The sequence below is a fragment of the Sphingomonas changnyeongensis genome, assembly GCF_009913435.1.
In the GTDB taxonomy this organism is placed as follows: Bacteria; Pseudomonadota; Alphaproteobacteria; order Sphingomonadales; family Sphingomonadaceae; genus Sphingomonas_B; species Sphingomonas_B changnyeongensis.
The window spans coordinates 664,450-688,765 of record NZ_CP047895.1 but is presented as its reverse complement, the minus strand read 5'-3'; the positions used below and the strand labels follow the sequence as shown (position 1 = coordinate 688,765).

Annotated in this window: 19 protein-coding genes and 1 pseudogene; 11 read left to right on the top strand and 9 right to left on the bottom strand. The window is 69.3% G+C overall.

Annotated elements, in window-relative coordinates; translation table 11 throughout:
• Positions 1-45 precede the first annotated feature (45 nt).
• From GVO57_RS03535 to GVO57_RS03525, 3 genes are all read left to right on the top strand, one after another.
• Entirely contained in the window at positions 46-1,551 is a 1,506-nt protein-coding gene (locus tag GVO57_RS03535; protein ID WP_160591893.1) for a Do family serine endopeptidase, read from the top strand.
• Between the two features lie 128 nt (positions 1,552-1,679).
• Complete coding sequence (locus GVO57_RS03530; protein WP_160591891.1) at positions 1,680-3,239, top strand: helicase HerA-like domain-containing protein; 1,560 nt, start codon at positions 1,680-1,682, stop codon at positions 3,237-3,239.
• A 41-nt stretch (positions 3,240-3,280) separates the two neighbouring features.
• Positions 3,281-3,913: a hypothetical protein gene (locus GVO57_RS03525; RefSeq protein ID WP_160591889.1), complete on the top strand. Its 633-nt coding sequence runs from the start codon at positions 3,281-3,283 to the stop codon at positions 3,911-3,913.
• Between the two features lie 6 nt (positions 3,914-3,919).
• On the opposite strand, the gene GVO57_RS03520 is transcribed toward GVO57_RS03525, so the two are convergent.
• Positions 3,920-4,342, bottom strand: coding sequence for an acyl-CoA thioesterase (locus tag GVO57_RS03520; protein ID WP_160591887.1), 423 nt, complete (start codon positions 4,340-4,342; stop codon positions 3,920-3,922).
• Between the two features lie 35 nt (positions 4,343-4,377).
• Positions 4,378-4,823 (bottom strand): annotated as a pseudogene (gene queF / locus GVO57_RS03515) (preQ(1) synthase).
• A 160-nt stretch (positions 4,824-4,983) separates the two neighbouring features.
• On the opposite strand from queF, the gene GVO57_RS03510 reads away from it, so the two are divergent.
• Together GVO57_RS03510 and GVO57_RS03505 are read left to right on the top strand one after the other, a co-directional pair.
• Positions 4,984-6,501: a S10 family peptidase gene (locus tag GVO57_RS03510; RefSeq protein WP_233281454.1), complete on the top strand. Its 1,518-nt coding sequence runs from the start codon at positions 4,984-4,986 to the stop codon at positions 6,499-6,501.
• Positions 6,502-6,706: 205 nt separating this feature from the next.
• The gene (locus GVO57_RS03505) at positions 6,707-9,430 is read left to right on the top strand and encodes a TonB-dependent receptor (RefSeq protein ID WP_160591885.1); all 2,724 of its coding nucleotides are present in this window, start codon (positions 6,707-6,709) and stop codon (positions 9,428-9,430) included.
• Positions 9,431-9,552: 122 nt separating this feature from the next.
• Here GVO57_RS03505 and GVO57_RS03500 read toward each other — a convergent pair whose 3' ends face one another.
• The gene (locus tag GVO57_RS03500) at positions 9,553-12,303 is read right to left on the bottom strand and encodes a [protein-PII] uridylyltransferase (protein WP_160591883.1); all 2,751 of its coding nucleotides are present in this window, start codon (positions 12,301-12,303) and stop codon (positions 9,553-9,555) included.
• Positions 12,304-12,373: 70 nt separating this feature from the next.
• A complete protein-coding gene (mutS, locus tag GVO57_RS03495; RefSeq protein WP_456115033.1) occupies positions 12,374-14,971 on the bottom strand; it encodes a DNA mismatch repair protein MutS in 2,598 nt (865 codons plus the stop codon).
• Positions 14,972-15,055: 84 nt separating this feature from the next.
• Here mutS and GVO57_RS03490 point away from each other — a divergent pair, with 84 nt between their 5' ends.
• The 5 genes from GVO57_RS03490 (at position 15,056) to GVO57_RS03470 (ending at position 20,619) form a co-directional block, all read left to right on the top strand.
• Positions 15,056-16,171 (top strand): type III polyketide synthase, encoded by a 1,116-nt coding sequence (locus GVO57_RS03490; protein WP_233281453.1) that lies wholly within the window; start codon positions 15,056-15,058, stop codon positions 16,169-16,171.
• Positions 16,168-16,872 carry a methyltransferase domain-containing protein gene (locus GVO57_RS03485; RefSeq protein ID WP_201752681.1) on the top strand — a complete coding sequence of 235 codons (705 nt, stop codon included), beginning with the start codon at positions 16,168-16,170 and terminating at the stop codon, positions 16,870-16,872. The genes GVO57_RS03490 and GVO57_RS03485 overlap by 4 nt, the downstream gene beginning before the upstream one ends.
• A complete protein-coding gene (locus GVO57_RS03480; RefSeq protein ID WP_160591881.1) occupies positions 16,851-17,939 on the top strand; it encodes an NAD(P)/FAD-dependent oxidoreductase in 1,089 nt (362 codons plus the stop codon). Before GVO57_RS03485 ends, GVO57_RS03480 begins: the two co-directional genes overlap by 22 nt.
• A 63-nt stretch (positions 17,940-18,002) precedes the next feature.
• A complete protein-coding gene (gene msrB / locus GVO57_RS03475; protein ID WP_160591879.1) occupies positions 18,003-18,398 on the top strand; it encodes a peptide-methionine (R)-S-oxide reductase MsrB in 396 nt (131 codons plus the stop codon).
• Positions 18,399-18,501: 103 nt separating this feature from the next.
• The gene (locus GVO57_RS03470; protein WP_160591877.1) at positions 18,502-20,619 is read left to right on the top strand and encodes a transglycosylase domain-containing protein; all 2,118 of its coding nucleotides are present in this window, start codon (positions 18,502-18,504) and stop codon (positions 20,617-20,619) included.
• On the opposite strand, the gene GVO57_RS03465 is transcribed toward GVO57_RS03470, so the two are convergent.
• Genes GVO57_RS03465 through GVO57_RS03455 form a run of 3 tightly spaced genes read right to left on the bottom strand, consistent with a single transcriptional unit; the run spans position 20,548 to position 22,304 of the window.
• Entirely contained in the window at positions 20,548-21,306 is a 759-nt protein-coding gene (locus tag GVO57_RS03465; protein WP_160591875.1) for a M48 family metallopeptidase, read from the bottom strand. The genes GVO57_RS03470 and GVO57_RS03465 overlap by 72 nt on opposite strands.
• Positions 21,269-21,706 (bottom strand): YcgN family cysteine cluster protein, encoded by a 438-nt coding sequence (locus tag GVO57_RS03460; protein ID WP_160591873.1) that lies wholly within the window; start codon positions 21,704-21,706, stop codon positions 21,269-21,271. The genes GVO57_RS03465 and GVO57_RS03460 overlap by 38 nt, the downstream gene beginning before the upstream one ends.
• 1 nt (position 21,707) lies before the next feature.
• Positions 21,708-22,304 (bottom strand): SCO family protein, encoded by a 597-nt coding sequence (locus tag GVO57_RS03455; protein ID WP_201752680.1) that lies wholly within the window; start codon positions 22,302-22,304, stop codon positions 21,708-21,710.
• A gap of 61 nt (positions 22,305-22,365) precedes the next feature.
• Between GVO57_RS03455 and GVO57_RS03450 the strand changes: the two genes are divergently transcribed.
• Positions 22,366-22,956, top strand: a complete 591-nt coding sequence (locus GVO57_RS03450) for an ankyrin repeat domain-containing protein (protein WP_160591870.1) — start codon at positions 22,366-22,368, stop codon at positions 22,954-22,956.
• 28 nt (positions 22,957-22,984) lie between these two features.
• Here GVO57_RS03450 and GVO57_RS03445 read toward each other — a convergent pair whose 3' ends face one another.
• Complete coding sequence (locus tag GVO57_RS03445; protein ID WP_160591868.1) at positions 22,985-23,494, bottom strand: MmcB family DNA repair protein; 510 nt, start codon at positions 23,492-23,494, stop codon at positions 22,985-22,987.
• 71 nt (positions 23,495-23,565) lie between these two features.
• A complete protein-coding gene (locus GVO57_RS03440; protein WP_233281452.1) occupies positions 23,566-24,195 on the bottom strand; it encodes a cell wall hydrolase in 630 nt (209 codons plus the stop codon).
• Between the last annotated feature and the right edge of the window lie 121 nt (positions 24,196-24,316).

Here is a 24,316-nt window from a genome sequence, read left to right as displayed (position 1 = left end):
TGCGGTTCCGGTCCGCACCGCTGTGACACGAGAGGATAAGATCACGTGCGCTACGCCTATGCCATCACTTCCGCGCTGCTGCTTGGCGGTGTCGCCTCTTCGCTGACGCTGCATCAGCCGCTGGGCGCCCAGCAGGCCCAGACGGCGGCTGCCGCGCCGCGCGGCGCGCCGCAGAGCTTTGCCGATCTCGCGGCGCGCCTGCAGCCTGCGGTCGTCAACATCTCGACCACCCAGCGGGTCCAGGTCCGCTCCGCCAATCCCTTTGCGGGCACGCCCTTTGCCGATCTGTTCGGCGGCGGCGAAGCCGGCCGGCCGGTCACCCGTCAGGCCCAGTCGCTCGGCTCCGGCTTCATCATTTCGGCCGACGGGTACATCGTCACCAACAATCACGTCGTCGCCCCGGGGCGTGAGGGCGCGGTGGTCGAAACCATCACCGTCACCCTGCCCGACCGGCGCGAGTTCAAGGCGCGGCTGATCGGCCGCGACCTCGCGTCGGACCTCGCGGTGCTCAAGATCGATGCGGCCAACATGCCGTTCGTCCAGTTCGGCGATTCGACGCGCACCCGCGTCGGCGACTGGGTGCTTGCGATCGGCAACCCGTTCGGCCTTGGCGGCACGGTGACCGCGGGCATCGTCTCGGCGCTGCATCGCAACACCGGCCAGGGCGGCGCCTATGACCGCTACATCCAGACCGATGCCTCGATCAATCAGGGCAATTCGGGCGGGCCGATGTTCGACCTCAATGGCAATGTCATCGGCATCAACACCGCGATCTTCTCGCCCTCCGGCGGCAATGTCGGCATCGGCTTTGCGATTCCCGCCGAACAGGCGAAGCCGGTGATCGACCAGCTGATGAAGGGCGGGCGCGTCAAGCGCGGCTATCTGGGCGTCCAGATCCAGCCGATCGACGAGACGATCGCGGAATCGCTCGGCCTTGAAAAGAACCGGGGCGAGCTGATCGCCGGCGTCGAGCCCGGCCAGGCCGCCGAACGCGCCGGCATCCGCCAGGGCGACGTCGTCGTGTCGGTCGGCGGCGAGCCGGTGACCCCGGACCAGACCCTGTCCTATCTCGTCTCGAACAGCGCCATCGGGGCCAAGGTGCCGATCGAGCTGCTCCGCGACGGCCGCCGCATGACGGTGACGGTCACGGTCGGCGAGCGTCCGCCCGAAGAGCAGCTGGCACAGCGCTTCGGCGGCGAAGACGGCCAGTTCGGCAATGAGGAGAATGACGAAGACACCCAGGCCGCCGCGCAGGCGGCGATCGGGCTTGCCGTGCAGCCGCTGACCCCGGCGATCGCGCGTCAGGTCGGCGCGCCGGCGAACACGCGCGGGTTGGTGATCGGCGGCATCGATCCGTCGAGCGATGCGGCGACCAAGGGGCTGCAGCGCGGCGACATCATCATCGCGATCAACCGCCGTCCGGCGGCGAGCCTGGACGATGTCCGGGCGGCCGTGGCCGAGGCCAAGGCCGCCGAGCGCGGCAGCGTGCTGCTGCTCGTCCAGCGCGGGGCCAATCCGCCGCGCTATATCGGCGTGCGCATCAAGAAGTAACGCCGCAATCCGGCACGAAAGCCCTCTCCCGCCCGGTGCGGGGGAGGGTTTTTCTTTGCCCCCGTCACCCCCCGGCGCTACCAAGAGAAGCTGGACGATTGCGGCCGGGCAAGGGGGAGCGAAGGGCGATGGCCGAAGACGGGATCTTCATCGGCGCAGCGATGGGCGCGACGGGTCTGGCCGACAGCCCGCAGCTGCTCAACTTCCGCCGCGCGAACCGCCACGGGCTGATCGCGGGGGCGACCGGAACCGGCAAGACCGTGACGCTGCAGGGGCTGGTCGAAGGGTTCAGCAGGGCGGGCGTTCCGTCCTTCGTCGCCGATGTGAAGGGCGATCTGGCCGGGCTGGCCATGCCGGGATCGCCACTCGCCAAGACCCATGCGATCTTCGCCGCGCGCGCCGCCGAGATCGGCATGACCGACTGGGCCTATGCCGACACGCCGGTGCAGTTCTGGGACCTGTTCGGCGAACAGGGGCATCCGGTGCGCGCCACCGTGTCGGACATGGGGCCGGTGCTGCTCGCCCGGCTGATGAACCTCAACGACACGCAGGAAGGCGTGCTGACCATCGCCTTTCACGTCGCCGATCAGGACGGGCTGCTGCTGCTCGACCTTGATGATCTGCAGGCGATGCTCGCCCATTGCGCGGAACGGGCGGCCGAGCTGACGACCAGCTTCGGCAATGTGTCGAAGCAGAGCGTGGGCGCCATCCAGCGCGCGCTGCTGCAGCTGCGCGCGCAGGGGGGCGACCATTTCTTCGGCGAACCGGCGCTCGACCTCGCCGATTTCCTGAAGACCGACGAGGCCGGGCGCGGTGTCGTCAATCTGCTCGCCGCCGACCGGCTGATGGCGAGCCCGCGCCTCTATTCGACCTTTTTGCTGTGGTTGCTGTCCGAACTGTTCGAGCGGCTGCCCGAAGTCGGCGATCCGGACCGGCCGAAGCTGGTGTTCTTTTTCGACGAGGCGCACCTGCTGTTCAACGAGGCCCCGCCTGCGCTGATCGAGAAGATCGAGCAGGTGGTGCGGCTGATCCGCTCCAAGGGCGTCGGCGTCTATTTCATCACCCAGAATCCCGTGGATATTCCCGACACCGTCGCCGGGCAGCTGGGCAACCGCGTCCAGCATGCGCTGCGCGCCTTCACCCCGCGCGACCAGAAGGCGATCCGCGCCGCCGCCGAGACGTTTCGCGCCAATCCCGGCGTCGATGTCGCAACCGCGATCACCGAGCTGAAGGTCGGGGAGGCGCTGGTGTCGCTGCTCCAGCCCGATGGCGCGCCGAGCCCGGTCGCGCGCACGCTGATCAAGCCGCCCGCCTCGCGCGTCGGCCCGCTGACGGCGGAGGAACGGGCGGCGGTGCGTGCCGCCGATGCGATTGGCGGGCGATATGCGACGCGCATCGACCGCGAATCGGCCGAGGAAATGCTGGCCGCCCGGGCCGAGGCGGCAGCGGCGCGGGCCGCGCAGACGAGGACGGCAAACGAGGAGCCGGACGATGCGCGCGGATCGGGTCAGGGCACGCTCGACATCGCGCTGCGCTCGGCGGCGCGCGCTGCATCCTCGTCGCTCGGCCGGCAGGTCGCGAACGAAATCGGCCGCGCCATGTTTGGCGGCGGTGGACGGCGACGGCGCAGCGAAGGCGGGCTGGCGGGCCAGCTGCTGCGCGGGATGCTGGGCACGCTGCTCAAATAGGACCGGGAGGCGATGACAACCGATATGGAGACCAAGGCGCGATGATGAGCGGCGTGCAGATCGGCGCGATGCTGGCAGTGCTTGCGGCTGCGCCGACGGAGGCGGCGGGGCCGGGCATCTATGTCGCCCACCAGCCCGAAATCGCCGCCCAGCTCGATCTGGGGGCCGATGGCCGGTTCCGCTTCGCGCTCAGCTATGGCGGGCTGGACGAGGCAGCGCGCGGGCGCTGGGCGGCGGCGGATGGCGGGATCGTGCTGACCACCGAGCCGGCGGTCAGGCCGCCGCGCTTTGCCGTGGTCAGCGACCTCGCCAGCACGGACGGTGCGCTGCATGTGTCGCTCAGCGACCCCGATCTGCTGCAGGGCGCGCCGCTGACGCTTGCCGTCACCTATGCCGATGCCCCGCGGCCGGTGTTCGTCGAGGCGGAGGAGGATGGCCGCGTGCCGCTCGATCCGGCGCGCCGGGTGGTGGCGATCGTCCCCGACCTGCCGGTCTTTCCGGTGCCGCTCGCCGCGCACCCCCTGGCCGGGCCGGCGCGGCGGATCCAGTTCCGGTTCGAACCCAATGACATGGGTGTCGCCGATTTCAGGGGCGAGAGACTGGCGGTGGAAGGCGGCGCGCTCGTCCTGACGCGCCATGGCCGGGCGATCCGGCTGGACCGCGAAGGCCGGTAACGCCGGTCAGGCGCGGTCGCCGACCTCTTCCATCCGCTGCATGAAGCGGGCGATCAGATCGGCGGCCAGCCGCACAGGACGCCGGGTGTTGACGTCGATGCAGCACCAGCTCGAGCGCACTTCGGCCAGCACCTCCTCGCCGCGCTTGATCAGCGTCTCGTAAAAGGCGCGCGCGCCTTCGACCTTTTCCAGCATCACCGTCGCGATCACCTGATCGTCGATGAAGGCGGGCTTGCGATAGGTGATCTCGTGCTTGAGCGCGACCCACAGCTTGGCCGCCACCTCGTCCGCCGGGGCGAAGCGCCGCCAATGGCTGACGACCGCATCCTGCACCCAGTTCAGATAACGGCTGTTGTTCACATGGCCCATGAAATCAATGTCGTCGGGCAGGATGCGAATCGGGTGCTCGTGCGGGGCGGCGGTCGTCATGTCCGGCAGCTTACACCATTGTCATTAACGGGTCATCACCCGCGGCCGCGATAGCCGGGCACGCCCTGATCGGGCAGCCACAGCCCTCGGGCGGCGGGCCGGACTGCCAGAACACGTCGATCGGAATGCCGCCGCGCGGATACCAATAGCCGCCGATGCGCAGCCAGAGCGGCTGCATTTCCGCCACCAGCCGCTCGGCGATGCCGACCGTGCAATCCTCGTGAAAGCCGGAATGGTTGCGGAACGCGCCCAGGAACAGCTTCAGCGACTTGGATTCGACGATCGTGGCGGCGGGCGCATAATCGATGACGATGTGCGCGAAATCCGGCTGGCCGGTGACCGGGCACAGCGAGGTGAACTCCGGCGCGGTGAAGCGCACCAGATAGGGGCGGCCCGGGCGCGGATTGGGCACGTAATCGAGCACCGCATCCTCGGGCCGGGCGGGCAGGGCGGAGGTCTGGCCAAGATGAAGGGGGGTCATGCCCGGCCCATAGCGGCTTTCGCGGCGTGCGCCAAACCTGCGCCGGACCCGGCAGGCGGCCTGCGGCTTGTGGTTCGTCGAAAATGGGCTTTTGCCCGCGCCCGGCCGATGACACATAGGCTGCGCGCCGCCGGGCCGATGCCGCGGCGAAAAGGGAGAGATGATGTTGCAGAACAGGATCGCCGCCTTGCTCGCCGCAAGCCTGCTGGCCACCCCGCTTGGTGCCCCGCTTGCCGCGCAGGACAAGCCCAAGGACGAAAGCCGCGCCGAAAAGTCCGCCGAACGCGCGCCCCAGATCGTGACCGTGCGCCGCACCGGCACCTTTGGCGGCCAGCGCATCAGCTATGCCGCGACCGCCGGCGAAATGTTCCTGAAGGACAATGACGGCACGCCCAAGGCGGCGATCAATTACTACAGCTATGTCAAGGAACCGCGCGACCCCAGCCGGCCCGTGACCTTCCTGTTCAACGGCGGCCCCGGCTCCGGCTCGGTCTGGCTGCACATGGGCGCGTTCGGCCCCAAGCGGGTCGCCATCCCGTCGGATGGCCGTGACGACGGCGCCCCGCCCTATCCGATCGTCGACAATCCGGATTCGCTGCTCGACGTCACCGACATCGTGTTCATCGATCCGGTCGGCACCGGCTTCAGCCATGCGCTCGGCAAGACCGACCCCAAGGAATATTGGGGCGTGACCAAGGACGCGAAAGCCGTCGCCCAGTTCATCCGCCTGTGGCTCAATGACAATGGCCGGTGGAACAGCCCGAAATTCCTCGGCGGCGAAAGCTATGGCACCACCCGTTCGGCCGCGGTCGCGAACGAGCTGGAGGGCCAGTATAACGATGTCGGGCTCAACGGGATCATCCTGATCTCGGCCATTCTCGATTTCGGCGCGCAGGCCGAGGTCGAGGGCAATGACATGCCCTATGTCATCGCCGTGCCGTCGATGGCGGCGGTCGCCTGGTATCACAACAAGGTCGCCGACCGGCCGGCGAGCCTTGCCGCGTTCGTTGCCGAGGCGCGCGCCTTTGCCACCGGCCCCTACGCCACCGCGCTGCTCAAGGGCGTGGCGCTGGCCGGCGAGGAACGCGCGGCGGTGCGTCGCCAGCTCGCCCGCTTCACCGGTCTGTCGGAAGAGTTTCTGGAACGCACCGATCTGCGGCCCGCGCCCGGCCGGTTCTGGAAGGAGCTGCTGCGCGACCGGGGGCTCGTCGTCGGGCGGCTCGACAGCCGCTATACCGGCCGCGACCGCGACAATGCCGGCGAGGGGTTCGACAATGACCCGAGCTTCTACGGCATCGATGCCGGCTATGCGGCGGCGATCAACGCCTATGTGCGCGACGATCTGGGGTTCAAGACCGACCGCCAATATGTGACCATCGGTTCGGTCCAGCCCTGGGACTGGGATCTGGGCCGGGGCGAGGACGTCTATTACAAGTCGGTCGCGCCCTATCTGGGCCGGTCGCTGCGCGAGAATAGCGGTCTCAGGATCTTCGTCGGCCAGGGCTATTATGACTTCGCCACCCCGTTCTTCGGGGCCGAATATGCCCTCAGCCGCACCGGCTTTCCGGCCGACCGGATCAAGTTCGAATATTATGAATCCGGCCACATGATGTATGTGCGCGACGAGGACCGGGCCAAGCTGACCCGCGACATCCGCGCCTTTATCCGCAGCCGTTGACGCTGACCGGGGTGCGGGAGGGCCTCCCGCACCCCGGCCATCCGACCGTTGCCGTAGCGTCAGACGTGATCCCGATCCCTCAGTGTGGCAAAAACGCCGCGCCGGGGCGGAATTTCATGCGCCCAGACGCTGACGGCGCTGGATATGGGAGACGACCGCCTCTAGGTTTTCTCCCCAAAGAACAAGAAATCCTATGGAGGGGTTGATGAAAAAAGCATCTTGGCTGATCTCTGCTGCCTGCCTGTTCACGGCCGCCCCGGCCTTTGCCCAGGAAGCCCAGACGGGCGCCGGGCAGGACCAGGCGGCGTCCGCACAGGATGATCGCGGGCTGAATGCCGGCGACATCGTCGTCACCGCCACCCGCCGCGCCGAGGCGCTGTCCGACATTCCGATCGCCGTGTCCGCCGTGACCGGGGAATCGCTGCGCAACTCGGGCGCGTTCGACATCCGCCAGCTCAACCAGATCGCTCCGTCGCTGCTCGTGTCGTCGACCGGCACCGAAGCGAACGGCTCGGCCCGTATCCGCGGCATCGGCACGGTCGGCGACAATCCCGGCCTTGAAAGCTCGGTCGCGGTGTTCATCGACGGGGTCTATCGCTCACGCTCTGGCATCGGTCTGAACGAACTCGGCGAGATCGAGCGGATCGAAGTGCTGCGCGGCCCGCAGGGCACGCTGTTCGGCCGCAACGCCTCGGCCGGTCTCATCCATGTCATCTCGAAAAAGCCGAGCTTCGATCTGGGCGGCTATGTCGAGGGCGAGTACGGCAATTATGATTACTACCGCCTGGCGGGCGCGATCACCGGCGGGCTGACCGACACCCTCGCGGCGCGGCTCGACGCGGTCTATTCGAAGCGCGACGGCTTTCTGCGCGACACGGTCAGCGGGCGCGATCTCAACAACCGCGACCGCCTGTTCCTGCGCGGCCAGCTGCTGTTCGAGCCGAGCGAGGACCTGACCGTCCGCCTGATCGGCGACTATACCGACCGCAACGAGGAATGCTGCGCCGCCGTCTATCTCGACCAGGCGACCGTGCCGCAGGTCGGCGGGCTGCTCAGCAACGCCAACTCGATCATTCCGGTGCTGACCGCGCTCGGCCAGCCGACCGCTCGGTTCAGCAATCCCTATTCGCGCGATATCGCCATCACCCCGGGCCGGTCCTATGCCGGCATCACCAAGGATTGGGGCCTGTCGGGCGAAGTGAACTGGAACCTCGGCAACACCACGCTGACCTCGATCACCGCCTATCGCAGCTATCGCACCAACCAGGCGGGCGATGTCGACTATGGCTTTGTCGACATTCTCTACCGCGCCCCGGGCAACAGCGCCCAGCAGCGCGAGTTCAAGACCTTCACCCAGGAACTGCGCCTCAACGGCTCGGCGTTCGACGACAAGCTGGACTGGCTCGTCGGCGGCTTTTTCTCGGATGAAGACCTGACGCTGACCGACAATCTGCGCTTCGGCGCGCAATATGGCCGGTTCGCCAGCTGCCGCTTCGTGAATGCGGCGCTGTCGCCCTTCTTCTCGCCGGGCAACACCGGCTGTCTGTCGCCGACCGGCCGTGCCGCGCTCAATGCGGGGCTGACATCGCTCGGCGCGGGCGGCGCGCTGGCGGTGGCCGGGCTCGACCGGCTCGACACGCTCAACGACCGGGGCACCATCCGCGACCGTTATTTCCAGAACAGCCGCAACTGGGCGCTGTTCACCCACAACATCTTCCACATCACCAGCAAGCTCGATCTGACGATCGGCCTGCGCTACACCAATGAACGCAAGCGGCTGAACGCCAGCTTCGCCAACGACAACACCGTCTGCACCCAGAACCAGGCGCTGCTCAGCGGCCTGCTGGCGACGCCGCTTGCCAGCGTGGCGAGCGGGATCCTCGGCCTGAGCTGCCAGGGCAACTCGACCGCCGAGCTGAATGGGGTGACGATCAACGATCGCCGCAACGAAAGCGAGTTCACCGGCACCGGCGTGCTGTCGTGGAAGCCGACCGACGACCTGCTCGTCTATGGCAGCTATTCGCGCGGCTATAAGGCGGGCGGCTTCAACCTCGACCGTTCGGGCCTGAAGGCGCCGGTCGCGACCTTTGCCAGCCTGGGCGGCGCGCAGGCGCTGGTCCGCAACCTGCAGTTCGACCAGGAAATCAACGACGCCTTCGAACTGGGCCTGAAATATTCCACCCGCACCTTCTCGCTCAACGCGGCGATCTTCCGGCAGGAATTCCAGAACTTCCAGCTCAACACGTTCAACGGCGCGTTCTTCATCGTCCAGAACATCAATGGCTGCGGCAGCGATCTGGGCGGCGCGGATCGTGACACGAGCGCGACCACCGGTCAGTGCGGTGCCAACGACATCGTTCCGGGCGTGCTCAGCCAGGGTGTCGAACTCGAAGCCTCGCTGCGGCCGACCCGCTATCTGTCGATCGGCCTTGGCTATACCTATGCCGACACCAAGTTCGAATCGAACCTTGTCGGCACCGACAATGGCGCTCCGCTCGATCCGGCGCTGCGCCTGCTGCCGGGTCAGCAGCTGTCGCTCGCGCCGCAGTCGGTCGCGACCGCCTCGCTCAGCTGGACGCCGCCGATCGGCAGCAACGGCATGTCGGGCCTCGTCTATTTCGACGCGCGCACGCAGAACGACTTCAACACCGGCTCCGACCTGTTCCCGCAAAAGGAACAGGATGGCTTCACGGTGGTGAATGCCCGTATCGGCCTGCGCGGCAAGGATGAGCTCTGGTCGCTCGAACTGTGGGCGCAGAACCTGTTCAACACCCGCTTCACCCAGGTGGCGTTCAACTCGCCCTTCCAGGCGGGCGGCACCAACCTGACCGCCTTCCCGGCGGCGCAGTTCCCCGGCGGCACGCAGATCTTCTCGGCGTTCCTCGGCGAACCGCGCACCTATGGCCTGACGCTGCGCAGCCGCTTCTGAGCGGCGCCGGCCCGACCGGCCGGAACGAAACAAGGGGGCGGCACCCGAGTGCCGCCCCCTTTTTCATGGCTCAACAAGCGTCGTCGCGGCGGTGCGACCGGATCGAAAGCCGTTCCTGCCCGTCAGGCTGCCGCGCGGTCGGGCGGTGCGCCCTCTGCAGCTTCGAGCAGCCGCCGCTCCAGCGCCTTCAGCCGCTGCGGCGCGCTGATCTTGTCGCCGATCAGATCGGTCAGATAGAAGGTATCGACCGCACGTTCGCCATAGGTGGCGATGTGCGCGGAATGGATCGTCACCTTCGACTGGAACAGCGCATAGGCGAGCGCGTTGAGCAGCGCCGGGCGGTCGCGGGCATTGACCTCGATCACCGTGAAGCGGTTCGACGCCTTGTTGTCGATCAGCACCACCGGTTCGATGCGGAAGGCATCGGCGCGCGGGCGCGGCAGCGGCTTGGCGGCCAGCCGGTCGGCCAGCCGGTTGCGGTTGGCGAGCGCATCCTCGATCGCCGCACGCAGCCGCGCCAGCCGGTCGTCTTCGTCAAACGGCCGTCCGAACGGATCCTGGACGAGAAAATTGTCGAGCGCCATGCCGTCGCGCGTGGTGTGGATGCGCGCATCGATGATGGTCGCGCCGGCCAGATGGATGGCACCGGCGATCCGGTAGAACAGCCCCGGATGGTCGGCGGCATAGACGGTGACCAAAGTCGCCCCGCGTTCGGGATAGACCTGCGCCGCGATCGACAGCGTGCCGTCGCCGGCATCGGCGACATGGCGGGCATTGCGTTCAAGGATGTCGGCCGGCTCCGCGATCCAGTAAGGCTCGGGCAGCCGGTCGGCAAAGGCGGCAAAGGCCGCAGCACTCCAGCCCAGCCGCTCCTTCAGCTCCGCCTGCTTGGCGGCGATCCGCTCGCGCCGCCCGGTCTGCTTGTGGCCGAGCCGCAGCACCTCCTCGGCGGCTTCGAACAGATCGGCGAGCAGCTGGCGCTTCCACCCGTTCCACACGCCGGGGCCGACGGCGCGGATGTCGACGATGGTCAGCAGCATCAGCAGCCGCAGCCGCTCCGGGCTCTGCACGGTTTCGGCGAAATCGAGGATGGTCTTGAAATCGGCCAGGTCGCGCTTGAACGCGGTGGCCGACATCAGCAGATGGTGGCGCACCAGCCAGGCGACCATTTCGGTTTCCGCCGGGCTCAGCCCCAGACGCGGGCACAGCCGCATCGCGACCTCGGCCCCCAGCACGCTGTGATCGCCCCCCCGGCCCTTGGCGATGTCGTGCAGCAGCACGGCGACATAGAGCACGCGGCGCGACACGATCTGGTGGATGATCTGGCTGGCGATCGGATGATCGGCCCTGAGCTGCCCGGCCTCGATCCGCGCCAACAGGCCGATCGCGCGGATCGAATGCTCGTCGACCGTATAATGATGATACATGTCGAACTGCATCTGCGCGACGACGCGGCCGAAATCGGGCACGAAGCGGCCGAACACCTCCGCCTCGTTCATCCAGCGCAGCACGGTTTCGGGATCGCGCGGGCTGGTCAGCACATCGAGGAACAGCGCATTGGCGCGCGCATCGGCGCGCACCCGCGCATCGATCAGCCGCGCATCGCGCCGCGCGGCGCGCATCGCCTGGGGATGGATTTCCAGCCCGTGCCGGTCGGCCAGCGCGAACAGCTCGACCAGACGCACCGGATCCTCGGCAAAGAAACCGTCATCGGGCAGCGCCAGCCGCCCGCGTTCGAGCCGGAAGCCGTTGAGCTTGCGCGGCCGGCGCGGGATCGCGGCTAGGGTGAACCGCCGGCCGGCACGCGCGAATTGCTCGTCCAGATGGGCCAGGAACACCCCGGTCAGGTCGCCCACCATCTTCGCCTGCAGGAAATAATGCTGCATGAACCGTTCGACTGGGGCACGGCCGGGGCGCTGCGCATAATGCATGCGCTCGGCAATCTCGCGCTGCAGATCGAAGGTCAGCCGCTCCTCGGCCCGGCGGGCGGCCAGATGCAGGTGACAGCGCACCGCCCACAGAAAGTTTTCCGCCCGCTGGAACTGGCGCAGCTCGGTCGGCGTCAGCAGCCCGGCATCGACCAGCCCTTCGACGCGGTCGAGCCGGTTCACATATTTGCCGATCCAGAACAGGGTATGCAGGTCGCGCAGCCCGCCCTTGCCCTCCTTGATGTTGGGTTCAACGACATAGCGGCTGTCGCCCATCCGCTTATGCCGCTCGTCACGCTCGGCGAGCTTGGCGGCGACAAAGGCGCGGTCGGTGCCGGCCACGACCTCGCGGCGGAACCGCGCCTGCGCCTCGTCGGCCAGCGCCTGATCGCCCCAGACATAACGGGATTCGAGCAGCGCGGTGCGGATTGTGAGGTCGGCGCGCGCCAGCCGCACCATATCGTCGAGCGACCGGCTGGAATGGCCGACCGTCAGCCCCAGATCCCAGAGCGTGTAGAGCATCGATTCGATCACCTGCTCGCTCCACCCGGTCTGCTTCCAGGGGGTGAGAAAGGCGATGTCGACGTCCGAATAGGGGGCCATTTCGCCCCGGCCATAGCCGCCGACCGCCAACAGGCAGAGCCGTTCCCCGGCGGTCGGGTTGCTGACCGGATAGAGCCGCTTGGTCGTGAGGTCGAAGACCAGCCGCAGCAGCTGGTCGATCAGAAATGCCTGGCCGGCTGCCGCCTCCAGCCCCTGCGAGGGCCGCGCCTCCAGCCGCCGGGCGATTTCCGCCCGCCCGGCCTCAAGCGCCTGTTTGAGCAGCGCGACCATCTGCGCCCTGAGCGCCGGGCCGTCGCCGTCAAGCGCCGCCAGCGCGTCGGACAAAGCACGCCGGTCGATGATCGCCCGGCGATTGGCGAGGGTTTCAAGACGCGCGGCCATGCCAGAGCTTTAGGCGCTTTGCCGGCAAAGCCCAACCGGCAGGGCCGGCTTTCGTGCCGGCCGGGCCAGTTCAGCCGTCCCGTGCCGCCGCGCGCGCCAGCCGTTTGAGCGCATAAAGCGCATCGAGCGCCTCGCGCGGCGTCATGGCGTCAGGATCAAGCGCGTCCAGCGCATCGGCCAGCGGATCGGCCGCCGGGGCCTCGGGCGGCGCGGCGGCGAACAACGGCAGATCATCGAGCCCGGCCGCAATCCCCCCGGTGCGCGCGCGCCCCGCCTCCAGCCGCCCCAGCACGTCGCGGGCGCGCGCCAGCACCGCCGGCGGCAACCCGGCAAGCTTGGCGACCGCGAGGCCATAGGAACGGTCGGCCGGCCCCGGCGCAACCTCGTGCAGCAGCACCAGATCGCCCTTCCATTCGCGCGCGCGGACATGGTGGAGCGACAGCGACTCAAGGCTGCCGGCGAGCCGCGTCAGCTCGTGATAATGGGTGGCGAACAGGCAGCGGCTGCGGTTGAGGCCGTGTACCGCCTCGACAACCGCCCAGGCGATCGCCAGCCCGTCATAGGTCGAGGTGCCGCGGCCGACCTCGTCCAGGATCACGAAGCTGTTCGGCGTCGCCTGCGCCAGGATGGCGGCGGTTTCGACCATTTCGACCATGAAGGTCGAACGCCCGCGCGCCAGATTGTCGGACGCGCCGACACGGCTGAACAGCCGGTCGACAATGCCCAGCCGCGCCGTTTCCGCCGGCACATGGCTGCCCGCCTGGGCGAGCAGCACGATCAGCGCATTCTGGCGCAGAAAGGTCGATTTGCCGCCCATGTTCGGCCCGGTGACCAGCCACAGCCGCGACTCGTCGCCAAGCGCGCAGTCATTGGCGACAAACCGGCCGCCGGTCGCCGCGACCGCCGCTTCGACCACCGGATGCCGGCCCCCGCCAATCTCCAGCACCGGCCGGTCGGCGAGCGCCGGGCGCGTCCAGCCGCCCTCGACCGCGCGTTCGGCAAGCCCCGCTGCGACATCGAGCCGCGCCAGCGCATCCGCCGCCGCCGCAATCGGCTCGCGCCGGCCGAGCGCCTCGGCGGTCAGCTCCTCCAGATGCGCGGCCTCGGCGGCGAGCGCATGCGCCCCGGCATGGGCGACCTTCTGCGCCTGATCGTGCAGCTCGGGCGCGTTGAAGCGGACGACCCCGGCCAGCGTCTGGCGATGGGTAAAGCCCGAATCGGCCGCCATCAGCCGGTCGGCATGCCGGGCCGGCACCTCGATATGATAGCCGAGCACCGCATTGTGGCGGATCTTGAGCGCGGCGATCCCCGTCTGGTCGCGGAAGCGCGCCTCCAGCGCGGCAATGGCCCGCCGCCCTTCCCCGCCAAGCCCGCGCAGCGCGTCGAGCGCGGCGTCATAGCCTTCGGCGATGTAACCGCCCTGCGCGGCATCGAGCGGCGGGCTGGGCACCAGCGCACGGCTCAGCAGATCGACAAAGGCGGCATGGCCGCCAAGCGCCGGCAGCAGCGCGGCAAGCAGCGCCGGCGGATCGGGCAGCCGGTCCAGCCGGTCGCGCAGCCGCCGCGCCTCGGCCAGCCCGTCGCGCAGCTGCGCCAGCTCGCGCGGGCCGCCGCGTCCCGCGACCAGCCGGCCCAGCGCGCGGCCCAGATCCGGCAGCGCGCGCAGCGTCGCGCGGACATCATGGCGCAGCGCGGGATCATGGAACAGGCCGACCAGATCGAGCCGCGCCTCGATCGCCCCCCGGTCGGTGAGCGGCGCGCCGAGATCGGCGGCGAGCAGCCGCGCCCCCGCCCCCGTCACCGTGCGATCGACGGCATCGAGCAGGCTGCCGGCGCGGCCGCCGCCCTGGGCCTGGACGATTTCCAGGCTGTCGCGCGTCGCCGCATCGATCAGCATGTGCTGCGCGACCATGCGCTGCTGCGGCCGCTGGAGAAACGGCAGCCGCCCGCGCCCGACATGGTCGAGATAGGCGATCAGCCCGCCCGCCGCCGCCAGCCCGGCGCGGCCAAAGCCGCCCAGCCCGTCGGGCGTCGCCACGCCGAACAGGTCGCACAGCCGCCTTTCCCCGGCCACGCTGTCGAAATCGGCGCGGGGACGCGGCTGCACGTCGCCGCGCGGCCAGCCCTCGGGCGCGATCAGCTCGGCGGCGGCATAATGGGCAAGTTCGGCGTCGAGCAGCTCGGGGGGCAGCTCGACAATCTCGAACCGGCCGGTCGAGATATCGGCCGCCGCCAGCCCGGTCTGCCCCCCCGCGTCGGCGAGCGCGACCAGCCAGTTGGCGCGCCGCGCGTCGAGCAGCGCATCCTCGGTCAGCGTGCCTGCGGTCACGAACCGCACGATCGCGCGTTCAACGAGCGCCTTGGATCCGCGCGCCCGCGCCTCGGCGGGGCTTTCGGTCTGCTCGGCGATGGCGACGCTGAACCCGGCCTTGATCAGCCGGGCGAGATAGGTCTCCGCAGCATGGACGGGGACGCCGCACATCGGCACCTTCTGCCCGTCATGCTCGCCGCGCGCGGTGAGCGCGATGTCGAGCGCCGCGGCGGCCCGGCGGGCATCGTCGAAGAACAGCTCGAAAAAATCGCCCATGCGGTAGAACAACAGGCAGTCGCCGGCTTCTGCCTTGAGCCGAAGATACTGGGCCATCATCGGCGTGGGGGCGCTCGTCATCCGCTGGCGATTAGCGCGGCGGACCCGGCTTTCCAACCGGTGCGTTGTCGGGCAGTGTAACACAGGTCAATCGGGACAGCGCCCTTGCCTGACGTCTATCTGAACGCGATCGGGACGGCGACGCCGGGCCATGACATCCACCGGGCATTTGTCGGCTGGGCATCGGCCCGCATCCCCGATCCGCGTGAACGCCGGCTGTTCGACCGGATGGCGGCCCGCGCCGGGATCGACCACCGTTTCTCGGTGCTGCCCATCGGCCCGGACGGCGCCAGCCCGGTTGCCCCCGGCGGTTTCTATGCCGATCCGGTGTTGCCGGGCACCGCCGCGCGCATGGCCGTTTACGCCGATGCCGCCCCGGCGCTGGCGCTCAGGGCCATTGCCGCTCTCGGCCCGGCGGTCAGCGCGGATCCGGGGGCGATCACCCATATTGTCGTTGCCAGCTGCACCGGCTTCACCGCCCCCGGCATCGACCAGATCATCGCGCGGGCGCTTGGCCTTGCGCCAACGGTCGAACGGCTGCTGATCGGCTTTATGGGCTGTTATGCGGCGGTGACGGCGCTGCGCAGCGCGCGCCACATCGTCCGGTCGGTGCCGGGGGCGCGCGTGCTGGTCGTCACGGTCGAGCTGTCCTCGCTGCATCTGCAGGACACGCCGGCGCTGGAACCGCTGCTGGCGATGCTGCAGTTCGGCGATGGCGCGGCTGCCGCGCTGGTGTCGGGCGAGGCGCGGGGGCTGCGGATCGATGCGCCCTTTGCCGCGACCCTGCCCGATTCGGCCGACCTCATTCGCTGGGACATTGGCGATCAGGGCTTTGCGATGCACCTGTCGGGCGAGGTGCCGGGCCGCATCGCCCGCGCACTCGCCGCCGCCGATCTGCGCGCCCTGCTGCTTGGGGAGGGACCAGATGGGAAGGGGGCAGATAGGGACGGGCCAGACGTGATCGAGGCCGTGCCGCCCGTCGACGGCTGGGCCGTCCATGCCGGTGGCCGGTCGATCCTCGATGCGGTGGAGGCCGCGCTCGGCCTGCCGGACGATGCGCTGGATGCCTCGCGTGCGGTGCTGCGCAGCCATGGCAACATGTCGTCGGCGACGCTGATGTTCGTCCTGGCCCGCATGATCGGCCAGCCGATCGCAAACGGCGTCGCCCTCGCCTTCGGGCCGGGGCTGGCCGCCGAAGGGTTCAGGTTCCGCGCGGCATGAGCGGGGCCGCACCTGTCCGCAGCCTCGCGGTGCGCAGCGAGGCGGAGGAGCAGATGGACGCCCCCGATCTGCCGGCCAGTGTCTATGCCGCCGTGCTCGCCGATCTGGCGCGGGTGAACCGGGTGACGCTGGCGGCGCGGCCGACGCTCGGCTTCGTGCGCCGGGTGAGCCGGGGGCGGCCATTCCGGCTGCTCGATGTCGGGTTCGGTCAGGGCGACATGCTGCGCGCCATCGCCCGCGATGCGGCGCGGCGCGGCCAGCCCTGCGAACTGGTGGGCGTCGATCTCAATCCGCGCAGCGCGCCGGCCGCGGCGGCCGCCACGCCCGCCGGGCTGCCGATCCGCTATCTAACCGGCGACTATGCCGATCTGGCCGGCGAGCCATGGGATATGGTCGTGTCGAGCCTGGTCGCCCATCACATGGATGCGGACCAGCTGCGCGCATTCCTGCGCTTCATGGACCGGCATGCGCGGATGGGGTGGCTGATCAACGATCTGCACCGGCACGGCTTTGCCTATCACGGCTATCCGCTGCTCGCCGCGCTGATGCGCTGGCACCCGATCGTCCGCGCCGACGGGCGGCTGTCGATTGCCCGCGCCTATCGCCCCGCCGAATGGCCGCCCATTCTGGCCGATGCCGGCGTGACCGCCCGGGTCATGCGCGTCTTCCCGTTCCGCCTGTGCGTCGCGGCGGAACGCTGATCCTGGGCGGCGGCCCGGCAGGGTCGGCCGCCGCGATCGCGCTGGTGCAGGGCGGCATCGACCCATCGGCGCGCCCGCTGCTGATCGAACGGCAGCGCGAGATGGGCGATGCGATCTGCGGCGGTTTTCTGTCGTGGCAGAGCCTGGCGGCGCTCGACCGGCTGGGGCTGACAAAGTTGCGCGGCGCGACTCTTGATCATCTGCGCCTGTTCACGCCGCGGGGCCGTGCCGATGCGCCGCTGCCGCGCCCGGCGCTGGGCGTGTCGCGCCGCCAGCTCGATTCGGCGCTGCTCGATCTGGCGACCAGCGCCGGGGCGGCGGTGGAACGCGGCGTCGCCGTCGCGCGGGCCGAGGGCCGGCAGCTCTGGCTGGCCGACGGGACCCAGCTTGCCGCCGACACGCTGCTGCTCGCGACCGGCAAGCATGATCTGCGCGGCCATGGCCGGCCGCGCGACGACGCCGACCCGTCGCTCGGCCTGCGCGTGCGGCTCGGCCCGGCAGCCGGGCTGTCGCGGCTGGTGGGCAGCGCAATCGAGCTGCATCTGTTCGACCGGGGCTATGCCGGGCTGTCGCTGCAGGAAGATGGCAGCGCCAATCTGTGCCTCGCGCTGCGCAAGTCGCGGCTGATCGAGACCGGCGGCCCGGCGGGGCTGCTGGCGGCGATCGGCCGGGAAAGCCCGGCGCTCGCCGACCGCATCGCCCATCTTGCCCCCGGCCAGCCGATCGATGCGATCGCCGCCGTCCCCTATGGCTGGCGGACAGGGCGCACGACGCCGGGCATTTTCCGGCTGGGCGATCAATGTGGCGTCATTCCGTCACTGGCCGGCGAGGGGATGGGCATTGCGCTGGCAAGCGGCATCGCCGCCGCCCGCGCGCTTACCGCCGGGCACGGCGCGGAACAGTTCCAGGCCGGGTTCGCCGCGCGCACCCGGCGCCCGATCCTGGTCGCGCGCACGGTGCTGATGGTCGCCGAACGCCCCTCCCTCGCCCCGGCGCTGCTGGCGCTGACCCGGCTGGCGCCGGGGCTGGCGGGGCTGGTCGCGCGGGCGACGCGGATCGGCGCGTGAACGGGCGTCTGCCGACAGCGCGCGGCCATTGAAGCCACAGGCAGACACGCCCACATTGCCGCCATGGACAAGGACGAGCTGCCCGAGTCGGCGTGGCGCGAAAAGCTGACGCCCGAGCAATATCATGTGCTGCGCGAGGCGGGGACCGAGCGCGCCTTTACCGGCGCCTATTGGGACCATCATGGCGATGGCACCTATCGCTGCGCCGGCTGCGGTGCCGACCTGTTCGACAGCAGCGCGAAATATGAATCCGGCTCGGGCTGGCCCAGCTTCACCCACCCCTTTGCGCCGGAGGCCGTGACCGGCCATGAAGACGTGTCACACGGCATGCGGCGGATCGAGGTGCGCTGCGCCGGCTGCGGCGGGCATCTGGGCCATGTGTTTCCCGACGGGCCGGAGCCGACGGGCCTGCGCTTCTGCATTAACAGCGCCGCGCTCAGCTTTGCACCGCATGAATGACGCACGCGGATAGGCGGCGGGCCCGCCGGCAGGCTCGCCGTCAGGCTCCGGGCCGCCCCGCACTTGTCGCCCGGCGGCTGACCCGCTAGCACCGGGATCACCCATGCCGGCCCAGCGTCCCCGCAGTCAGAAACCCCGCGCGCGGCGCGTGTTCGTCCGGTCGGTGCAGATCGGGCTGGGCCTCGCCCTTGCCGGCTTCATCGCGCTGGTCGTCGCCGTCTATCTGCAGGCCTCGACGCTGCCGAGCTTTTCGGAGCTCAAATCCTCGCCCAACGGGCAGATGATCCGCGTGCGCGCCGCCGATGGCACGGTGCTCGTTTCGCTGGGGCCAAGCTATGGCGAATGGCTGCCCTATGACCAGATTCCGCAGGTGATGAAGGATGCGATGGTGTCGGTCGAGGACCGGCGCTTCCGCTATCATCCCGGTGTCGATCCGATCGGCATCGCTCGGTCGGCGATGGTCCGGGTTCAGCGCGGCCGCTGGGTGCAGGGCGGGTCGACGATCACCCAGCAGCTTGCCCGCAACCTGTTCCTCAGCAACACCCGCACCTTCGGGCGCAAGGCGCGTGAATGGCTGCTGGCGCTGGCGATGGAGCGCAAATTCTCCAAGGACCAGATCCTCGAACTCTATCTGAACAAGGTTTATTTCGGCGGCGGGTCGTTCGGCATCGACGCGGCGGCGCGGCGCTTTTTCGGCCATCCCGGCAACCAGCTGTCGCTGGGCGAGGCGGCGGTGATCGCGGGGCTGGTCAAGGCGCCGTCGCGCTATTCGCCGACCGCCGATGCCGAAGCCGCGCTCGCCCGCGCCGAAATCGTGCTCAGCGAGATGCGCGAGGCGGGGGTGATCAGCGCGGCGGACATGCGCGCGGCCGATGCCGCCAATGTCCGGCTGAACGAGGATGCGAACCAGAACAGCGTCCGCTATTTCACCGACTGGGCGCTGCCCCAGCTCGAAGTGCTGATCGACGAGACGGTCGAGCCGCTCGACGTGTGGACAACGCTTGATCCCACGATGCAGAAAGCGGCCGATGCCGCGATCCGCGCCCATACGCCCGAGGCGGCGCAGGGCGCGCTGGTCGCGCTCGACCGCGACGGCGCGGTGCGGGCGATGATCGGCGGCAAGGATTATGTCACCTCGATCTACAACCGCGCCGCGCAGGCGACGCGCCAGCCGGGATCGGCGTTCAAGCTGTTCGTCTATCTGGCCGCGCTCGAGGCCGGGTATAAGCCCGAGGACCAGGTGGTCGACGAGCCGGTGACGATCGACGGCTGGAGCCCGCGCAACAACTCCGGCCGCTTCTCGGGGTCGATCTCGCTGCGCACCGCCTTCACCTATTCGATCAACACCGTGGCGGCGAAGATCGGCCAGGATGTCGGCACCGGCACGATCGCCGACATGGCGCGGCGGTTCGGCATTTCGACGCCGATCAATCTTGAACCCTCGATGGTGCTTGGCACGTCCGACGTGCGGCTGATCGACATGACGCGCGCCTATGCGGCAGTGGCGGCCAAGGGCGTTGCAGTTGCGCCCTATGGCATCACCAAGGTGACGACGACCGGCGGGCGCGTGCTCTACCGCCATCAGACGGACAGTTCGCGCGTGCTCGTCGCGCCCTGGGTGGCGGCCGGGATGACCGATCTGATGCAGAGCGCGGTCAGCGCCGGCACCGGGCGCGCGGCGCAGATCGGGCGGCCCGTTGCCGGCAAGACCGGCACCACCAGTTCCAACAAGGATGGCTGGTTCATGGGCTTTTCCTCGGGCCTGACCACGGGGGTGTGGATGGGCCGCGACGATGCCCGCCCGGTGCGCGGGTTGCAGGGCGGCACCGCCCCGGCGCGCGCCTTTGCCGATTTCATGCGCACCGCCGTCGCCCGCCGCCCGGTCGAACAGTTCGAAACCGAGGCGAAGCTGCCCGAATGGCAGCTGGAACCCGATGCCGAGGCCTATCTGGGCGAAGGCGATCCGCCGCTGGTGGACGAGGATGGCAACCCGGTGCAGCCCGAGGACGGGCCGGCGATCGAGGATCCGGCCGCCGGGTCACCCGAACGGCTCGACGAAAACTTCATCGACCGCGCGCTTGGCCGCGCCCCGCGCGACGCGCCGGTCGATCCCGCCCAGCCGCGCGACCGGCCACGGCCCGAGGCGGTGCTACGCCCGGCGGAGCGCGCCCCAGCGGTGCAACGCCGCCCCGTGCCGGCGGAGCCAGTCACGCCCCGCTGACAGGTCCGGGCCGGCCAGCCGCGCCTCGAGCGCGCGAAAGCCCGGCCCGTGATCCATGTGCAGCCGGTGGGCGACCTCATGCGCGACGACCGACCGGCGCACCGCATCGGGCGCAAGGATCAGCCGCCAGCTGTAACGGATGTCGCCATCGGCGCTGCAACTGCCCCAGCGCGTGCGCGGATCACCGACACCGACGCGCCCCACCGCGACGGGAATGCCCGCCGCCAGCAGGCGGGTTTCGGCATCGAGCAGGTTCAGCGCCTCGCGCCGCAGCCAGCGCATGACGGCGGCCGCGAACATGTCGTCCGGCCCGCCCAGCTCCAGCTGCGCCCCGCCAGGCTGATCGCCGACCGGATCGCCAGTCATCCGCGCGCCGCGCCGGCCCGGCACATGGACCAGCAACAGGCTGCCGCCGCGAAACGGGATCGTTGCACCGGGGACAAAGACGCAAGGCGCGGGGATGGCGGCCAGCTGCGCCTCGATCCAGTCCCGCTGGCTTTCGGCCCAGGCACAGGCGGCGCGGAGGCTGGCGCGCGCCGGCACGGTCAGGCGGATGCTGCCGTCGCGCGGATCGACCCTGAGCCTCAGCGCGCGGGCGCGGGCGTTGCGGACGATCCGCAGCGGCGTGTCCGCCGGCCCGAAGCGCGGCTCAGCCCGGGAGAATATGGTCTTCCAGCTCGCCGGCATCGTCTTCTGAGATCGTCCAGCCGCGCACCGACATGCCGGCGCGGTGCACCGCCTCACGGTCCCCGCACACCAGATAATGCCATTCGGGCAAAGGCTGGCCGGCGGCGCGCAGCCGATAGGCGCATGTCCCGGGCAGCCAGTCGAGCGTCCGCGCCAGCCGCGGGGTCAGCCGCACGCATTCGGGCACATAGGCGCGGCGATGGCGATAGTCGCGGCACTGGCCCTTGTGCCGGTCGAGCAGCTTGCACGCGACATTGGTCGCGAACATTTCGCCGGTCTCTTCGTCTTCCAGCTTGTGGACGCAGCATTTGCCGCAGCCATCGCACAGCGCCTCCCACTGGGCGCGGTCGAGCGCCTCGAGCGGCTGGTCTTCCCAGAAACGGCCGGCATCCGCCCCCAACTCAGCGCACCCATTGCTTGAGCTCGGCGGCGATCGCCTCCGGCTTGGCATCATGGGGCGCGAGCGCGATCGGCTTGCCGTCCGGGCCCATCAGATAGGCGATGCGGCTGTGGTTCATCAGATAATCGGCCGCCCCCGGCTTGCCCTCGCGCTGGTAGAAGACCGCATAATCCTTGGCGACGCGGGCGATTTCGGCGTCGGTGCCGGTCAGCCCGATCAGCCGGGGATGAAAAGCGCGGACATAGGTTTTGAGCTGGGCGGGCGTGTCACGCGCCGGATCGATGCTGACGAAGATCGGCTGGATGCGCGCGGCGACCGCCGGGTCGCTTTTCTCAAGCGCGGCAAAGCCGGCCATCAGATTCTGCAGATCGACCGGGCAGACATCGGGGCAATAGCTGTAGCCGAAATAGATCAGCCGGTATTTGCCGGCGAGATCGGCGTCGGTCAGCCTCTGGCCGTCCTGGGTGGTGAGCATGAGCGGCCCGCCGATGCGGGCATCGGCCAGCGGCGGCGCAGGTGCTGGGGCCGAGCAGGCGGCGATCATCAGCAGCGGCGCAAAAGCGGCGCAGGCGGCGCGGCGGAACAGGGGGAAGGTCATCGCGCCCGGACACATGCTGTGCTAGGCGCATGGTTTCAAGTGTAACCAGACGAGTAGGCCCGTGAACGCAGCACGTCTCATTCCCGCCGTCGCGGCACTGATCATCGCGGCGCCAGCGGTCGCGCAGTTTTCCGACAGCTACAACTTCCTGAAGGCGGTCCGCGACCGTGATGGCGGCAAGGCACAGGAATTGCTGGGCAACAACCCCTCGACGCTGATCGACACCCGCGATGTGTCGACCGGCGAACGCGCCGTGCATATCGTCACCCGCGCGCGCGACAGCAGCTGGCTGGCCTTTCTGCTGCAGAAAGGGGCGAACCCCAATGCCAAGGACGGGCGCGGCCAGACCCCGCTCAGCATCGCGGCCAGCATCGGCTATACCGAAGGGGCGGAACTGCTGATCCTGCGCGGCGCGCAGGTCGACCTGCCCAATGGTCAGGGCGAAACGCCGCTGATCCTTGCCGTGCAGCGGCGCGACATTGCGATGACCCGGCTGTTGCTGACCGAGGGCGCAAATCCGGCCAAGCGCGACACCGCGACGGGCATGTCGGCGCGCCAATATGCCGAACGCGACGGCCGGTCGCAGGTGATTTTGAAGCTGATGGACGACATCAAGCCCAAGACGAAAAAGCCCGCCGCCGGGCCGATGTGACCATATCCGGCAGCCGCCCGGCGGCCGGTCAGAACTGCGCGGCGTCGGGATCGAGATGGCCGATCAGCCGGTGCGCCGCCCGCCGGGCGAAACGCAGCGTTTCGGCCCGGCGACGCGCCGGGGGCATGGCCTGTACCCCGGCCTCGCGCCAATATTGCGCGTCATAGCGGTCAGCGACGATCAGCCCGGCCAGATCGGGCCTGAGGGCAGGCGCATCGAACGGATCGAGCGGGAAGCCGGCCGGCACCGCCCAGCAGAACCGGTCGCAATAATCGAGATATTCGGGCCATTTGCCGTCGCCGAGCAGATCGGCGCGCGACACCTTGATCTCGACGATCAGGATCTGGCCGCGGCTGTTGATCGCCATGATGTCGGCGCGGCGGCCATTGCCGAGCGGCACTTCGGTGAGCGCGGCATAATCATGCCGCAGCAACATCCGCGCAACGCCGCGCGCGACATCGGCCGCCGGGATCGCCGCACCGGCCGGGGCTGGCCGAAGATCGGCCACGACATGGCGTTCGGGATGGGCATCGACCATCCCAAAAGTCTAGAACATGTCAGGAACACTGAAAAGCCCGGCCGACACCCCAAGGCGCCGGCCGGTGCGGATCAGCGATAGAAATGATGGTTGCCGAGCGTCGCCACGCGCGTCTTGCGCCAGGACGGGCGGACATGGGCCGCGTGAAAGAACAGCGCGTCGGCCGCGCGCGATTCCCAGCGCTCGGCAATGGCGATCTGGGCGATGGCGACCGCGGTTTCCCATGCGGTGCTGGTCCGGTTGATCGGCGGAAAGCCGTTGCCGCGGACGAAGGAGAACTGGCTCGGCTGGAACACGACGCCGCAGATCGACGACGGGAAGCGTCCGCCGGAGTTGGCGCGGTTGAGCACCACTTCGGCAACCGCCAGCTGGCCTTCGAGCGGTTCGCTCTTTGATTCGAAATAGACGGAGGCCGCCAGACATTCGAGCTCGCGGTCGAGCCGCGCCGGAACCGGCTGGGCGGCGACCATCTCGGCAAGGCTCGCCGGCTGGGCGGCGGACGGAGAATCCTGAAGCGCGCTGGCGTCGACCGCCAGGCTGGGCACGATGCCGTCGGTCGAGACGGTCACATCGGCCGGAACCGACTGGCCCTGAAGCGATTGGCCCTGAAGGGTCTGGGCCGTCAGGGGGCCGACCTTCTGGTCGGCGGGAAGTGCCAGGCCCGGAGCCCCGGCGATTCCGAAAATGGTGGCGATCGTCATGGCCATGAGGCCGGCGATGCGCTGGGCGTTACTCATTCCGAATTCGTTCTGTGCGGTGGGTCGATCGACTGACAGGGCCGCGAGATACGGGCGGTGCCCTGCTGATCTTCCCCCCGACTAC